The 14,526-nt window shown below is 71.4% G+C and carries 11 protein-coding genes; 5 read left to right on the top strand and 6 right to left on the bottom strand.

The genetic code is table 11. From position 1 onward, the window contains the following. Positions 1-85: 85 nt before the first annotated feature. From whiA to uvrC, 4 genes are read right to left on the bottom strand one after another with little or no spacing between them, the layout of a single operon-like run. On the bottom strand, positions 86-1,075 hold the full coding sequence (gene whiA / locus ACFYZE_RS33745; RefSeq protein ID WP_103844738.1) for a DNA-binding protein WhiA: 990 nt from the start codon (positions 1,073-1,075) through the stop codon (positions 86-88). Continuing rightward, the gene (gene yvcK / locus ACFYZE_RS33740; RefSeq protein ID WP_389002748.1) at positions 1,066-2,109 is read right to left on the bottom strand and encodes a uridine diphosphate-N-acetylglucosamine-binding protein YvcK; all 1,044 of its coding nucleotides are present in this window, start codon (positions 2,107-2,109) and stop codon (positions 1,066-1,068) included. Before yvcK ends, whiA begins: the two co-directional genes overlap by 10 nt. Beyond that, positions 2,106-3,137 (bottom strand): RNase adapter RapZ, encoded by a 1,032-nt coding sequence (gene rapZ / locus ACFYZE_RS33735; protein ID WP_389002746.1) that lies wholly within the window; start codon positions 3,135-3,137, stop codon positions 2,106-2,108. The genes yvcK and rapZ overlap by 4 nt, the downstream gene beginning before the upstream one ends. Next, complete coding sequence (gene uvrC / locus ACFYZE_RS33730; RefSeq protein WP_389002743.1) at positions 3,134-5,167, bottom strand: excinuclease ABC subunit UvrC; 2,034 nt, start codon at positions 5,165-5,167, stop codon at positions 3,134-3,136. The genes rapZ and uvrC overlap by 4 nt, the downstream gene beginning before the upstream one ends. A gap of 462 nt (positions 5,168-5,629) precedes the next feature. On the opposite strand from uvrC, the gene ACFYZE_RS33725 reads away from it, so the two are divergent. Continuing rightward, positions 5,630-6,577, top strand: a complete 948-nt coding sequence (locus ACFYZE_RS33725; protein ID WP_389002740.1) for a hypothetical protein — start codon at positions 5,630-5,632, stop codon at positions 6,575-6,577. A gap of 19 nt (positions 6,578-6,596) precedes the next feature. Here ACFYZE_RS33725 and ACFYZE_RS33720 read toward each other — a convergent pair whose 3' ends face one another. Continuing rightward, positions 6,597-7,028 (bottom strand): Rieske (2Fe-2S) protein, encoded by a 432-nt coding sequence (locus ACFYZE_RS33720; protein ID WP_389002737.1) that lies wholly within the window; start codon positions 7,026-7,028, stop codon positions 6,597-6,599. A 302-nt stretch (positions 7,029-7,330) separates the two neighbouring features. On the opposite strand from ACFYZE_RS33720, the gene ACFYZE_RS33715 reads away from it, so the two are divergent. Beyond that, on the top strand, positions 7,331-8,560 hold the full coding sequence (locus ACFYZE_RS33715) for a LacI family DNA-binding transcriptional regulator (RefSeq protein ID WP_389002735.1): 1,230 nt from the start codon (positions 7,331-7,333) through the stop codon (positions 8,558-8,560). Beyond that, complete coding sequence (locus ACFYZE_RS33710; RefSeq protein ID WP_389002732.1) at positions 8,557-9,468, top strand: carbohydrate kinase; 912 nt, start codon at positions 8,557-8,559, stop codon at positions 9,466-9,468. Before ACFYZE_RS33715 ends, ACFYZE_RS33710 begins: the two co-directional genes overlap by 4 nt. Positions 9,469-9,619: 151 nt before the next feature. On the opposite strand, the gene uvrA is transcribed toward ACFYZE_RS33710, so the two are convergent. Further along, a complete protein-coding gene (gene uvrA, locus ACFYZE_RS33705) occupies positions 9,620-12,658 on the bottom strand; it encodes an excinuclease ABC subunit UvrA (RefSeq protein ID WP_389002729.1) in 3,039 nt (1,012 codons plus the stop codon). Positions 12,659-12,879: 221 nt separating this feature from the next. Here uvrA and ACFYZE_RS33700 point away from each other — a divergent pair, with 221 nt between their 5' ends. Together ACFYZE_RS33700 and ACFYZE_RS33695 are read left to right on the top strand one after the other, a co-directional pair. Next, the gene (locus ACFYZE_RS33700) at positions 12,880-13,566 is read left to right on the top strand and encodes a maleylpyruvate isomerase family mycothiol-dependent enzyme (RefSeq protein WP_389002726.1); all 687 of its coding nucleotides are present in this window, start codon (positions 12,880-12,882) and stop codon (positions 13,564-13,566) included. A 45-nt stretch (positions 13,567-13,611) separates the two neighbouring features. Further along, positions 13,612-14,268, top strand: coding sequence for an MBL fold metallo-hydrolase (locus ACFYZE_RS33695; RefSeq protein WP_389002723.1), 657 nt, complete (start codon positions 13,612-13,614; stop codon positions 14,266-14,268). Positions 14,269-14,526: the final 258 nt, after the last annotated feature.

Here is a 14,526-nt window from a genome sequence, read left to right as displayed (position 1 = left end):
CGAGTCAAGGGCGCCTCAAGGACGCACAAAAGCCGGTGCCGACGGCTCAACTGAGCGTCGGCACCGGCCTGTTGGGGTTACGGGGTCACCCCACCATGTTGTCCGCCATCTCCTCCGTCAGATTGGACTCGGTGCCCGGGATGCCGAGGTCCGCGGCGCGCTTGTCGGCCATCGCCAGCAGTCGGCGGATACGGCCCGCGACCGCGTCCTTGGTCAGCGGCGGGTCGGCGAGGGCGCCCAGTTCCTCCAGCGATGCCTGCTTGTGCTCCATGCGCAGCCGGCCCGCGGCCGCGAGGTGCTCGGGGACCTCGTCGCCGAGGATCTCGAGGGCACGCGCCACCCGTGCGCCGGCGGCGACCGCGGCGCGGGCCGAGCGGCGCAGGTTTGCGTCGTCGAAGTTGGCGAGGCGGTTCGCCGTGGCGCGGACCTCGCGGCGCATCCGCCGCTCCTCCCAGGCCAGCACGGACTCGTGCGCGCCGAGGCGGGTGAGCAGGGCGCCGATCGCGTCGCCGTCCCGTACGACCACCCGGTCCACGCCGCGCACCTCGCGGGCCTTCGCGGCGATCGACAACCGCCGGGCGGCACCCACCAGGGCGAGCGCGGCCTCGGGGCCGGGGCAGGTGACCTCCAGCGACGACGAGCGGCCGGGCTCCGTCAGCGAGCCGTGCGCCAGGAACGCACCGCGCCAGGCCGCCTCCGCGTCACACGTGGCCCCGGAGACCACCTGCGGGGGCAGGCCGCGGATCGGGCGGCCCCGGCCGTCGACGAGGCCGGTCTGGCGGGCCAGCTGGTCACCGCCCGCGACCACCCGGACCACGTAGCGGGAGCCACGGCGCAGACCGCCGGGCGCCATCACGATCAGTTCGGAGCTGTGGCCGAAGATCTCCAGGATGTCCCGCTTGAGCCGCCGCGCCGCCATCGCGGTGTCCAGCTCCGCCTCGATCACGATGCGGCCGCTGACCAGGTGGAGTCCGCCCGCGAACCGCAGGATCGCCGAGACCTCCGCTTTCCTGCAGCAGGTCCGGGTGACGGGAAGCCGGGAGATCTCGTCCTTCACCGCTGCCGTCATCGCCATGGGCCGATCCTTCCATGCATCCGAAAAATACGGTCGTACGCGGCGGCCAACAGCTCCGGGTCGTGCCGCGGGGTTCCGTCGGTCCGGGCCACCGGGGCCAGCTCGACCGCGGCACCGAACCGCTGGGCGGCCTCGGTCAGCAAGGCGCGGTCGAGCACGGCGGCCTGGTCGGCCAACACCACATCCAGGGCGAGTTTAGGGGCGTGTCGTCCCAAAACCTCCAAATGACGCTGCGGGGAGAAGCCCTCGGTCTCTCCGGGCTGCGGGGCGAGGTTCAGGGAGAGGACCCGGCGCGCCTTCGTCTCGACGAGGGCGTCCAGGAGCTCGGGCACGAGCAGATGCGGGATCACCGAGGAGAACCAGGACCCGGGCCCGAGTACCACCCAGTCGGCGTCCAGGACCGCTTCGACGGCCTCCGGGACCGCGGGCGGGTCGTTCGGCACCAGGTGCACGGACTGCACCTCGCCCGTGGTGAGCGCGACGGTCGCCTGTCCCCGTACGGTGTCGATCTCGTCCGGGCGCTCCGGGTCGTGGCCCTTGACCAGCGCCTGGAGTTCCAGCGGCACGGCGGACATGGGCAGCACCCGGCCGTGGGCGCCCAGCAGCCTGCCGACCAGGTCCAGGGCCTGGACGTGGTCGCCGAGCTGCTCCCACAGGGCCACGATCAGCAGGTTGCCGACCGCGTGGTCGTGCAGGTCGCCCTTGGACTGGAAGCGGTGCTGGATGACGCGGGCCCAGGTCTGGCCCCAGTCGTCGTCGCCGCACAGCGCGGCCAGCGCCTTGCGCAGGTCGCCGGGCGGGAGCACACCCAGTTCGTCGCGCAGGCGCCCGCTGGAGCCGCCGTCGTCCGCGACGGTGACGACGGCGGTGAGGTCGCCGGTGATCCGGCGCAGCGCGGCGAGCGAGGCGGACAGGCCCCTGCCGCCGCCGAGGGCGACCACCTTGGGCTGGGTGCCCCGACGGCGCGTCCGACCGCCACGGCCCTCGGGCACCACCCGGCGCAGCCTGCTCAGCCGCGGAGTACGTCCGGTCACTCGCGCCCCATGTCCCGGTGCACGACCACGGTCTCCACTCCCTCGGCGGCCAGTCGGGCGGCCAGCTTCTCCGACATGGCGACGGAGCGGTGCTTGCCGCCGGTGCAGCCGATGGCGATGGTCACGTAACGCTTGCCCTCACGGCGGTACCCGGCCGCGACGAGTCGCAGCAGCTCTGCGTAGCGGTCGAGGAACTCCTTGGCGCCGGGCTGGTTGAAGACGTACGCGGCCACCTCGTCGTTGAGGCCGGTGTAGGGGCGCAGCTCCGGGACCCAGTGCGGGTTGGGGAGGAAGCGCATGTCGGCGACGAGGTCGGCGTCGACCGGGAGGCCGTACTTGAAGCCGAAGGACATGACCGTGGCCCTCAGCTCGGGCTCCTCCTCGCCGGCGAACTGGGCGTCCATCTTGGCGCGCAGCTCGTGCACGTTCAGGCTGGAGGTGTCTATCACCAGGTCGGCGTCGCCGCGCAGCTCGCGCAGCAGCTCCCGCTCGGCGGCGATGCCGTCGACGATGCGGCCGTCGCCCTGGAGGGGGTGCGGGCGGCGCACGGACTCGAAACGGCGCACCAGGGCCTCGTCGGAGGACTCCAGGAAGACGATCCTCCGGGTGACGTTCTTCGCCTCGAGGTCGGCCAGGGACTCGCGGAGGTTGTCGAAGAATCGGCGGCCTCGGACGTCGACGACGACCGCGATCCGGGCGACGTTGCCCTGGGAGCGCGCGCCCAGCTCGACCATGGTGGGGATCAGAGCGGGCGGCAGGTTGTCGACGACGAACCAGCCGAGGTCCTCCAGACACTTGGCGGCCGTCGAACGGCCGGCGCCGGACATGCCGGAGATGATCACCAGCTCGGGGATGGCCGCCTCGGGGATCCCGGCCGTTTCACTGCCCGTACTCACCTGTGCTCCGTTGTCCTGGGCGGCCTGCTGCCGCCCCTGGTCCTCGCCCGACTCCCTGCGGTCCGGGCGATCCGTGCGATCCGGCTGGTTCAGCGCCGGTCGTTCCTCTGTGTGCTGGTCGTGCTCGGTCATGTCTCCTGCCCCCGTCGCTCGTGCGGGGCTCCCGTGGACACGGGTTCCCCGGAGGAACCCGCCGTCGTAACGGGTTCCTCCTCATCCATGATCTCTCCAGTCGCCGTGTTGACGGCGGGTGCGGCCGGGGCCGCCTGGGCGAGGGCCACGGCGATGGTCTCGGCCGTCTTGCGGCCGATGCCGGGAACCTCCTGAATCTGGTCGACTGTCGCGGAACGCAGTCTCTTCACCGAGCCGAAATGCTTGATCAGCGCCTGCTTTCGGGTCTCACCGAGACCCGGCACGTCGTCCAGGGGGCTCGACCTGAGGCGCTTGGTCCGCTTGCTGCGCTGGTAGGTGATCGCGAAGCGGTGGGCCTCGTCCCGCACCCGCTGGAGCAGGTAGAGACCCTCGCTGGTGCGGGGCAGGACCACCGGGTCCTCCTCGTCCGGCAGCCACACCTCCTCCAGTCGCTTGGCAAGGCCGCACACGGCGATGTCGTCGATGCCGAGCTCGTCCAAAGCCCGCCGGGCCGCGGCGACCTGCGGCTGCCCGCCGTCGACGACGACGAGCTGCGGCGGGTAGGCGAACCGCTTGGGCCGCCCGTCGTCCTCGGTGAGCGCCTCGCCGTCCGCCCACTCCCCCGTCTTCTCCTTCTCGGACAGGTAGCGCCGGAAGCGGCGGGTGATCACCTCGTGCATGGACCGGACGTCGTCCTGGCCCGCGAAGCCCTTGATCTGGAAGCGGCGGTACTCGCTCTTGCGCTGCAGCCCGTCCTCGAAGACGACCATGGAGGCCACGACGTCCTCACCCTGCAGGTGCGAGATGTCGTAGCACTCGATCCTCAGGGGGGCGCTGTCCAGGTCGAGGGCGCCGGCGATCTCCTCCAGCGCGCGCGAGCGGGTGGTCAGGTCGGAGGCGCGCTTGGTCTTGTGCAGTGCGAGCGCCTGCTGGGCGTTGCGCTGCACGGTCTCCATCAGAGCCTTCTTGTCGCCGCGCTGCGGGATGCGCAGCGACACGTTCGACCCGCGCCGGCCGGTGAGCCAGTCCTGGACGGGCTCTATCGGGTCGGGCAGCGCGGGCACGAGGACCTCCTTGGGCACCGAGTCGCCCGTCTCGTCGCCGTAGAGCTGCTGGAGGGCGTGCTCGACGAGGGCGCCGGTGGTGATCTCCTCCACCTTGTCGGTGACCCAGCCGCGCTGGCCGCGCACGCGTCCGCCGCGCACGTGGAAGATCTGCACAGCTGCTTCGAGTTCGTCCTCGGCGACCGCGATGAGGTCGGCGTCGGTCGCGTCCGTGAGCACGACCGCGTTCTTCTCCATGGCCTTCTTCAGCGCCTCTATGTCGTCGCGCAGTCGGGCGGCCCGCTCGTACTCCATCTCCTCGGCCGCCTCCATCATCTGCTTCTCCAGGCGACGGAGGTACGTCCCCGTGCGGCCCGCCATGAAGTCGCAGAACTCCTCGGCCAGTTCAGCGTGGTCCTCGGAGGAGATCCGGCCCACACAGGGCGCGGAGCACTTGCCGATGTAGCCGAGCAGGCAGGGGCGGCCGGTGCGGGCCGCGTTCTTGAAGACGCCGGCCGAGCAGGTGCGCACGGGGAAGACGCGCAGCAGCAGGTCCACGGTGTCGCGGATCGCCCAGGCGTGCGAGTACGGTCCGAAGTACCGCACGCCCTTGCGCTTCTGGCCGCGCATCACCTGCACCCGCGGGAACTCCTCGTTCATCGTCACCGCGAGGTACGGGTAGCTCTTGTCGTCGCGGTACTTGACGTTGAACCGGGGATCGAACTCCTTGATCCAGGTGTACTCCAGCTGCAGGGCCTCGACCTCCGTGGACACCACGGTCCACTCCACGGACGCGGCCGTGGTGACCATGGTGCGGGTGCGCGGGTGGAGGTTCGCCAGGTCCTGGAAGTAGTTCGCCAGGCGCTGACGCAGGCTTTTCGCCTTTCCGACGTAGATCACCCGGCGGTGCTCGTCACGGAACCTGTAGACCCCGGGAGAGTCCGGGATCTCTCCTGGCTTGGGGCGGTAGCTGGAGGGGTCGGCCATGTCTCACACCCTACTGGCGGGGGCCGACAGCGCGGCGCCCCTGTGGACAGCGGCCGGGGTGCCACGGACCGGCTCGAGCGGGACGTCCCGGCTGACGGCCACCCCACCGGCGGCGGTCCCGCCCCGCAGCCCGCCGGGGCTGCCCGCGGCCGTCGGCGGGCTGCGCCCGGACCGCCGGGAACGCCGGTCGCACGTCGGGCACCCTCCGCTGCCGCGCGGCCACCCACGGTCCCACGAGCCGGGGTTCGTGCCCGTCCCACCGAACGCGTTCCGGACACCGCCCGGCTAGGAGCCGGCATCAGGTGTTGTCGGGGCTTGGTCAACACGCTTCAATGCGGGGAAACTTCGGGCGCGAACGGAGAGGTTCGCTTGTGAACGGGCCTCGCACGCCCCGGGCGCCCCGGCACCACCCTGCGCACGGTCTGACCAGCCGTCGCGCACGTTCACAGAAAGGCCCCCTGTATGCGGCACGGCACACAGCACGCGGACGTCGTCCCGGTGGAGTTGGAGGCGGCTCTGCGCGGCGGCCCCTTCCACGTCGCACTGCGCGCCGCGATCGCTGCCCGAGGACTGCCGCTGCAGCGCGTGCAGCACCATCTGTCGCGACACGGGGTCAGGGTCGGGGTGACGAGCCTGAGCTACTGGCAGCAGGGTGCGCGCCGCCCCCAGCGGCCCGAGTCGCTGCGCGCGGTGCGTGCCCTGGAGGAGATCCTGCGGCTGCCGGACGAGTCCCTGATCCGGCTGCTCGCCACCTCCGACGAGCAGCCCGGTCCCGATCGTCCCGCGGGCCGTTCGTACCGAGCCCTGGTGGAGGCCTCCGGCGTCCTGGAACAGCTCCTCGCCGAGCTGGAGGCGCCGCTCGACGACGGACTGCTCACCATCGGCCACCACGACCGCGTGCGCATAGGATCACGCCGGGAGCTGCTGGCACGGGAGTCGCACCACATCGTGCGCGCCCACCGGGACGGCGTGGACCGCTACGTCGCCGTTCACCACGGTGATCCGGGGTGCGCCCCCGAGCGGATCGCGGTGCACGCCCTCGAGAACTGCCGCACGGGACGTGTGCGCCGGCACCATGACACGGGCCTGATGGTCACGGAGCTGCTCTTCGACACGCGGCTCCACTCCGGCGATACGTTTCTGTTCCGCTACGCCTTCGAGGACGGGACCGCAGGCACCTCCTGGGAACACGTCCGAGGGTTCCGCGTGCCGGGCGGGCAGTACGCCCTCCAGGTGCGCTTCGACGAGACGGCGCTGCCGGTGCGCTGCCACCGGTTCACCCAGCAGTCCGCAGCCGCCCCGCGCAGCGGCCGCCAGGAGCTGCGGCTGAGCGGGCTGCACCACTCGGTGCACCTGGTGGAGCCGCGCGTGCGGTCAGGGATCGTGGGGATCTGCTGGGAATGGGACTGACCGGGGCGGGGTGAGCGTTTCAGGCCGCCGGGCCCGCCACGATCCTGCCGTTCCTCAGCTGGACGGGCAGCTCGTGCAGCGGCTCGGTGGCCGGGGCCTGCACCACCTTGCCGGTGAGGGCGTCGAACTCGCTGCCGTGGCAGGGGCAGACGAGCGTCGTCCCGGAGAGCTTGTTGATGGGGCACCCGGCGTGCGTGCAGATCGTGCTGTACGCCTTCAGGGAGCCGTCCGCCGCGCGGCTCACCACCACGTTCTCGTCCCGGTACAGCTTCGCGCCGCCCTCGGGGACCTCGCTCTCGGGGCCCAGCGCGACCGGTGCGGTCGGGGTCGCATCCGGTGCCGTTCCGCCCTCGCCGGCCGCCGAACAGGCCGCGAGGCCGAGTCCGGCGACCGGGGTGAGCGCCGCCCCGCGCAGGACGGTGCGACGGGTCGCGGAGGGACGGGCGGGCATGGCGTCTCCACTGGTTGCGATTGGCCCCGCCGGGGCGGCGTGGGCACACCGACGATAGCGGCACCGACCATTCCGCTTTCGGCCGGGGCGCAGGGCCGGCGCACGGAGACCCGCTGCGCCAGCACGGCAGCCCGGCCACGGGGTCGGGGCGACGAGGTCGAGGGCGACGAGCCCTCAGCCGGACCGGCCCCGAGGCAACGAAGTGACGTAAACGCTTGCGCAAGCGTTTACGTCGGCCGCCGAATGGGATACGTTCGCCGCCGGACGGCCCGAGAAGGGAAGACGGCCGAGGAGGGGACCCGATGGCAACCATGGCCGATGTCGCACGGAGTGCGGGCGTGTCCGTCGCGACGGTCTCGCACGTCCTGAACGGCACCCGTCCGGTACTGCCCCGCACCCGCCAGGCCGTGCTGGACGCCATCGACGAGCTGGCCTACACACCGAACACCCTCGCCCGTTCCCTGGTGACCTCGCGCACCCGGTCGATCGGGCTCGCCGTGTCGGCGATCAGCAACCCGTACTTCACGGAGATCCTCCAAGGCGTGGAGGCAGCCGCCCTGGAACACGGCTACAGCCTGCTCATCGCCGATCCGCACGACGACCCGGAGCACGAGCGCAAGGTGGTCGAGCTGCTGCACGGGCGCCGCGTCGACGGCCTGATCGTCGCGCCCTCGGCGGACCCGCGGAAACTCCTCGCGCTTCTGGGACGGCACAGCATGCCGACCGTGTTCCTGGACCGCCTGGTCGACGGCATCCCCGGCCCGACGGTCACGCAGCGGCCGGACTCGACCACCGGGGATCTCGTCCGCGAGGAGGCGGCTGCCGGGCGCGTCCCCGAGGCCGGGGACGGCACTGAGGCGAGCGACGGCACTGAGGCGGGAGACGCCACAGAGGCGGGGGACGCCACAGAGGCCGGAAAGGCGGCCCAGCCGGGCGAGCCCTCCGTCGCCGCCTTCCGCTTCGACCAGGTCTGTGCCGAGAACGCCGAGCCCATGGCCCACCTCGTCACCCACCTCGTCCAGCTCGGCCACCGGCGCATCGGTCTTGTCGCGGGCCTGCCCGGCCTCAGCACCACCTCCGAGCGGATCAGCGGTTACCGGCACGCCCTCGCGGCCGCCGGGCTGCCGTACGACGAACGGCTGGTGGTCCACGGCGACTCCGCGGCCGAGGGCGCCGAGCGCGCCACCGGCGCCCTGCTGACGCTCGCGGCACCGCCCACCGCCCTGGTCACCGCCAACAACGCGATGACCATCGGAGCGCTGCGCACCCTGCGCACGCTGGGCCTGTCCGTACCGGACGACGTGGCGCTCGCCTGCTTCGACGACTTCCCCTGGGCGGATCTGTTCTCACCCCGGCTGACCGCGGTCTCCCAGCCGAGCCGGGAGATCGGTGCCCGGGCCGTACGACTCCTCCTGGACCGGCTCGAGGCGCCGGACCGTCCCTCCCGCACCCTGCGGCTCCCCTGTGCGTTCGTCCACCGCACGTCGTGCGGCTGTCCCGACACCCCGTCCCAGAAGGGAACCCTCTCGTGATCGTCGTCGCCGGTGAGGCCCTGATCGACCTGGTCCCGCAGGGCCGGGGCGCGCTCGCACCGCTGCAGCCGGCGCTGGGCGGCGGCCCGTACAACACCGCCGTCGCGCTCGGCCGGCTGGGCTCCCCCACCGCCTTCTGCTCCCGTACCTCATACGACGCCTTCGGTGAGGCCCTGCTGGGCGGGCTGCGCCAGGCGGGCGTGGACGTGTCGGCCGTACAACGCGGAACCGAGCCGACCACGCTGGCGGCCGCCACGATCGACGAGCACGGCTCGGCCAGCTACTCCTTCTACGTCGAGGGCACCGCCGACCGGCTCTTCACCGCACCGGCGCGCCTTCCCGAGGGCACGCGGGCCGTGTCGTTCGGTACCTGCTCGCTGGTCCTGGAACCAGGGGCGAGCGCGTACGAGGAGCTGATGCGCAGCGCCGCGGCTCAGGGTGTTTTCACGGCCCTCGACCCGAACATCCGCGCAGGCCTGATCCCGGACCCCGACGCCTATCGGGCCCGTTTCAAGAGCTGGCTGCCTTCGGTTTCGCTGCTCAAGCTCTCCGCGGAGGACGCCGCGTGGCTGGGCGGCAGCCCGCGGGAATGGCTCGCCTCCGGCCCCGCCGCCGTGGTGGTCACCCATGGCGGCGACGGGATCACGGCGTACACCGGGGACGGGGCGGAGCACTCCGTGCCGGGGGTGCGGGTCGACGTCGTGGACACGATCGGCGCCGGCGACACCGTCAACGCGGCCCTGCTGCACGGCCTGGCCACCCGTGAGGCCCTCTCCCCCGCCGCCATGGCGAGCCTGGGCGCCGACGGCTGGACGGAACTACTGCGCTACGCGGCCCGCGCCGCGGCGATCACCTGCTCCCGGGCCGGCGCGGAACCGCCCTACGCGTCCGAACTCCCGGGCGCTTAGCTCTTGGCAACGATTCGGCCGCCCTGCCGATGCGGTTCGTGATTCCGCAGGGGCAGGGCGGCCGACTGTGCGACGTGCGGTGCTCTGCGGGGAGTTCCCGGGCTTCCCGGTTCCCGGGAGTTCCCGCAGAGCACCGCACGTTCCGGATGTCTCAGGCCTTGCGTGCCCGCGTGGTCTTCTTCGCCGGTGCCGCCTTCTTCGTGGTGGCGGCGGCCTTCTCGGTCGCCGTGTTGTTGGCGGTCGTCACGGCCCTGGCCGTCGCCGTCTTCTTCGCGGTCGAGCCGGCCGCGACCGCCTTCTTGGCCGCGGTCCTGCGCGGTGCCTTCACCGAGGCGGCGTCGCTGATGCGCTCGGCGCCGAGGATCTCGCGCAGGAACTTGCCGGTGTGGCTGGCCGGGACGCCGGCGACCTCCTCCGGCGTGCCCTCGGCGACCACCAGGCCGCCGCCCGCGCCGCCCTCGGGACCCATGTCGACGACCCAGTCGGCGGTCTTGATGACGTCGAGGTTGTGCTCGATGACGATGACCGTGTTGCCCTTGTCGACCAGGCCGCCGAGCACCTTGAGCAGCTTGCCGATGTCCTCGAAGTGCAGGCCGGTGGTCGGCTCGTCCAGAACGTAGACGGTGCGTCCGGTGGACCGCTTCTGCAGCTCGCTGGCCAGCTTCACGCGCTGGGCCTCACCGCCGGACAGGGTCGTCGCGGACTGCCCGAGCCGGACGTAACCGAGACCGACGTCGTTCAGCGTCCTGAGGTGACGGGAGATCGCCGGGACCGCCTCGAAGAAGTTCATGGCCTCCTCGATCGGCATGTTCAGGACGTCGGCGATGGACTTGCCCTTGTAGTGGACCTCCAGGGTCTCCCGGTTGTAACGGGCTCCGTGGCAGACCTCGCACGGGACGTAGACGTCCGGGAGGAAGTTCATCTCGATCTTGATGGTGCCGTCGCCCGCGCAGTTCTCGCAGCGGCCGCCCTTGACGTTGAAGGAGAAGCGACCGGGCTGGTAGCCGCGGACCTTCGCCTCGGTGGTCTCGGCGAACAGCTTGCGGATGTGGTCGAACACGCCCGTGTACGTCGCCGGGTTCGAGCGCGGGGTGCGGCCGATGGGCGACTGGTCGACGTGCACGACCTTGTCGACGAGATCGTCGCCGTCCACCCGCGTGTGCCGCCCGGGGACGTTCCGCGCGCCGTTCAGCTCACGGGCCAGGTGCGTGTACAGGATGTCGTTGACCAGCGTCGACTTGCCGGAACCGGACACGCCCGTGACCGCCGTGAACACGCCCAGCGGGAAGGACACGTCGATGTCCTGGAGGTTGTTCTCCCGGGCGCCGTGCACCGTCAGCTGCCGGGAGGGGTCGCGGGGACGCCGGATGTCCGGCAGCGGGATCGCCTTCTTGCCCGACAGGTACTGGCCGGTCTGCGACTCCTCGTTGGCGAGCAGCTCCTTCAGGGAGCCGCTGTGCACCACCTTGCCGCCGTGCTCGCCCGCGCCGGGGCCGATGTCGACGACCCAGTCGGCGGTCTTGATGGTGTCCTCGTCGTGCTCCACGACGATGAGCGTGTTGCCCATGTCGCGCAGCCGGACCAGGGTCTCGATCAGCCGGTGGTTGTCGCGCTGGTGCAGACCGATGGACGGCTCGTCGAGCACATATAGCACGCCGACGAGGCCGGAGCCGATCTGGGTGGCCAGACGGATGCGCTGGGCCTCGCCGCCGGAGAGGGTGCCGGCCGCGCGGTTCAGCGAGAGGTAGTCCAGGCCGACGTCGACCAGGAACCGCAGCCGCTCGTTGACCTCCTTCAGGACCCGCTCGGCGATCTTCTTGTCCCGGGCGTCGAGCTTCAGCTCGCGCAGGAAGTCCGCGCAGTCGCTGATCGACATCGCGGAGACCTCGGCGATCGACTTGCCCATGATCGTGACCGCGAGGACGACCGGCTTCAGGCGGGTGCCCTGACAGCCGGGGCAGGGCACCTCGCGCATGTAACCCTCGAAGCGCTCACGGCTCGCGTCGCTCTCGGCCTCGCCGTGCCTGCGTCGCACGAAGGGCACCGCGCCCTCGAAGGGCGTGGTGTACACGCGCTCGCGCCCGTACCGGTTGCGGTAGCGCACCTCGATCTGCGTCTTGTGGCCGTAGAGCAGGGCCTTCTTGGCGCGCTGCGGCAGGCCCGCGAAGGGGATGTCCGTCCGGAAGCCCAGCGCGTCCGCGAGGGCACCGATGAGGCGGCCGAAGTAGTCCTTGGTGTGCCCGTGCGACCAGGGATGGATGGCTCCCTCGTCGAGCGTCTTCTCCTCGTCGGGAACGATCAGCTCGGGGTCGACCTCCATGCGCGTGCCGATGCCGGTGCACTCGGGGCAGGCGCCGAAGGGCGAGTTGAAGGAGAAGGAGCGGGGCTCCAGCTCCTCGAAGGACAGGTCGTCGTACGGGCAGTAGAGGTGCTCCGAGTACATGCGCTCGCGCTCGGGGTCGTCCTCCGGGAGGTCGACGAAGTCGAGCACGACCATGCCGCCGGACAGGCCGAGCGCGGTCTCCACGGAGTCGGTGAGGCGGCGCTTGGCGGAGTCCTTCACCGTGAGGCGGTCGACGACCACCTCGATGGTGTGCTTCTCCTGCTTCTTCAGCGTGGGCGGGCTGGACAGCTGGATCGTCTCGCCGTCCACCCGGGCGCGGCTGTAGCCCTTGGTCTGGAGGTCGGCGAAGAGGTCGACGAACTCGCCCTTTCGCTCGCGAACCAGCGGCGAGAGCACCTGGAAGCGGCTCCCCTCCGGCAGCTCCAGGACCTTGTCGACGATGGCCTGCGGGGACTGGCGCGAGATCGGGCGGCCGCACTCGGGGCAGTGCGGCTTGCCGATGCGCGCGAAGAGCAGACGCAGGTAGTCGTAGACCTCGGTGATCGTGCCGACCGTGGAGCGGGGATTGCGCGAGGTCGACTTCTGGTCGATCGAGACGGCCGGCGACAGACCCTCGATGAAGTCGACGTCCGGCTTGTCCATCTGCCCGAGGAACTGCCGGGCGTAGGAGGACAGCGACTCCACGTAACGGCGCTGCCCCTCGGCGAAGATCGTGTCGAAGGCCAGCGAGGACTTGCCCGACCCCGACAGGCCCGTGAAGACGATGAGCGCGTCGCGTGGCAGGTCGAGCGAGACATTCTTCAGGTTGTGCTCGCGCGCTCCACGGACGATGAGACGGTCGGCCACGCCGGTCCGCACCTTTCTTGAGAGAAGCGACAGGGGCGAGGCCCCCGCTTTCCCAGACTAGGGGGAGCCACTGACAACGCCGGTCGGATTCCAGGGTTCACAACAATCCCCGGCCATCCAGCATGCCCGACGCCGGACTCGACCATATAGCACGTGCATTCGATTTGAGGGTCGGGTCCGCCTCCTTCACCCGAAGGAGTGGCGGGGCTAGGGTCGGCGTCATGATGGATCACGCGCGCGACCTGGCATCTGTACGCGATGCGACCGAGCGACTGCTCAACGCAGCCACCAAACTGGACAACGCCGCTGTGGCCGAACCGTCACGCCTGCCCGGCTGGAGCCGCGGCCATGTCCTCGCCCACCTCGCCCGCAACGCGGACGCCCTCGTGAACGCGCTGCAGGGGCGTCCCATGTACGCCTCGGCCGAAGCCCGGGACGCCGACATCGAACGGGACGCTGCACGGCCTGTGGAGGTCCAGCTCGCCGACCTGCGCGAGAGCGGGGCCCGCTTCCAGGAGGCGGGAGCCGCGCCGGCGGACTGGTCGCGCACGGTGGAACTGCGCAACGGGGTCACCGACAAGGCGGCCCGGGTGCCGTTCAGGCGCTGGGTCGAGGTGGAACTGCACCATGTCGACCTCGGGATCGGCTACGAGCTGGAGGACCTGCCGGCGGAGTTCGTCGAGCGGGAGATCGACTTCCTCGGGGAGCGGTTCACCGGACACCCCGATGTGCCGCCGACGCGCGTCACCGACGGCACGCGCGCGTGGAGCACGGGCCGCGAGGCGGCCGAGCCCGAGGTCACCGTCCGGGGCCCCGCACCCGACCTGCTCGGCTGGCTCTCCGGCCGCCGCGACGGAGCCTCCCTCACAGCCGAGGGAGGACCACTGCCGACGCTTCCGCCGCTGTAGGTCTCGGACGGCCACCGCGGCCCCTCGCCGCTATAGGCTGCCGACATGACGTACAGCGGAGAGGTGACGGTCGGCGGCCCGGCGGATGTGCACGAGCTGAAGGACCTGATGATCACCAAGATCGCGGTCGGCCCGATGGACAACAACGCCTATCTGCTGCGCTGCCGGGCCACCGACGAGCAGCTGCTGATCGACGCGGCCAACGACGCCAGGACGCTCCTCGGCATGATCGGTGACGACGGCATCGCCTCAGTCGTCACCACCCACCGGCACGGCGACCACTGGCAGGCGCTCGCCGAGGTCGTGGCGGCCACGGGTGCACGCACGTACGCGGGCCGGGACGACGCCGAGGGCATTCCCGTGCCGACGGACGTCCTGGTCGACGACGGCGACACGATCCGGGTGGGGCGCGTGGAACTCACCGCGCGCCACCTGGTGGGCCACACGCCCGGCTCGATCGTCCTCGTCTACGACGACCCGCACGGCCACCCGCATGTGTTCACCGGGGACTGCCTCTTCCCGGGCGGTGTGGGGAACACGCACAAGGACCCGAAGGCCTTCGCCAGCCTGATCCACGATGTCGAGACGAAGATCTTCGACGTGCTGCCGGACGAGACCTGGGTGTACCCCGGGCACGGCAACGACACCACGCTGGGCGACGAGCGACCGCACCTGCCGGAGTGGCACGCCCGCGGATGGTGAACGGCCGTGGCACGCGCGCGGCTGGTGAACGGCCCAGCTGGTGTGCGCCCGGCGTGACAGCCGGGCGCACGCGCCCCGTGTGAACCGTTCGCACGCGCTGGCCTCGTGCGCGCGCTCCCGGCGCGCCCGGTGGTGCAGTCCACTGGAGGCAGCCCCGCACAGGATGACGGCTCCTGCGCGGTGACGGGCCGCCGGTCCCCCGATCCCCGCCCTCGACCGGCGGCCCCGGCCCGCGTTCCGCCCCGGCGTTCACAGGAA

It is taken from the genome of Streptomyces sp. NPDC001796 (genome assembly GCF_042892355.1).
Lineage (GTDB): Bacteria > Actinomycetota > Actinomycetes > Streptomycetales > Streptomycetaceae > Streptomyces.
This window is presented reverse-complemented; position numbering and strand designations above follow the sequence as displayed.

Bases quoted from the DNA above. Each gene is read 5' to 3' on its own strand.
- ACFYZE_RS33700 (WP_389002726.1), top strand. From the start codon at position 12,880: ATGATGGATCACGCGCGCGACCTGGCATCTGTACGCGATGCGACCGAG.
- rapZ (WP_389002746.1), bottom strand. From the start codon at position 3,137: ATGACCGAGCACGACCAGCACACAGAGGAACGACCGGCGCTGAACCAG.
- uvrC (WP_389002743.1), bottom strand. From the start codon at position 5,167: ATGGCCGACCCCTCCAGCTACCGCCCCAAGCCAGGAGAGATCCCGGAC.
- ACFYZE_RS33720 (WP_389002737.1), bottom strand. From the start codon at position 7,028: ATGCCCGCCCGTCCCTCCGCGACCCGTCGCACCGTCCTGCGCGGGGCG.
- ACFYZE_RS33725 (WP_389002740.1), top strand. From the start codon at position 5,630: ATGCGGCACGGCACACAGCACGCGGACGTCGTCCCGGTGGAGTTGGAG.
- ACFYZE_RS33715 (WP_389002735.1), top strand. From the start codon at position 7,331: ATGGCAACCATGGCCGATGTCGCACGGAGTGCGGGCGTGTCCGTCGCG.
- whiA (WP_103844738.1), bottom strand. From the start codon at position 1,075: ATGGCGATGACGGCAGCGGTGAAGGACGAGATCTCCCGGCTTCCCGTC.
- ACFYZE_RS33695 (WP_389002723.1), top strand. From the start codon at position 13,612: ATGACGTACAGCGGAGAGGTGACGGTCGGCGGCCCGGCGGATGTGCAC.